The sequence below is a fragment of the Alkalihalophilus lindianensis genome (genome assembly GCF_032843265.1).
Lineage (GTDB): Bacteria > Bacillota > Bacilli > Bacillales > Bacillaceae_D > Alkalihalophilus > Alkalihalophilus lindianensis.
Genome location: NZ_JAWJBA010000667.1, coordinates 1 through 254 on the forward strand (window position 1 = coordinate 1; position 254 = coordinate 254).

Consider the following 254-nt stretch of genomic DNA (forward strand, 5'->3'; position numbering starts at 1 on the left):
ATAGTTTGGTCATCAGCATCGGGATGCTGCTCAAGTAAAGAATGACAGTTCATGATAAATCCCGGTGTACAATAGCCGCACTGAAAGGCGAACTCCTTAACAAAGGCTTGTTGGATCGGTGAATCATGCAAACCTTCAATCGTTGTCACCTTTTTCCCAACCGCTTCAACTGCAAGCATTAAGCACGACTTCATCGGCCACCCATCCACATTTACGGTGCAGGCCCCGCAGTCCCCATTTAGACAGCCGGGCTT

The 254-nt window shown here is 48.8% G+C and carries 1 protein-coding gene; it reads right to left on the reverse strand.

All coding sequences use genetic code 11. From position 1 onward, the window contains the following. Nucleotides 1-254, reverse strand: a 254-nt coding sequence (locus RYX56_RS23830; protein ID WP_317124317.1) for a (2Fe-2S)-binding protein, incomplete at both ends; no start/stop codon positions are given.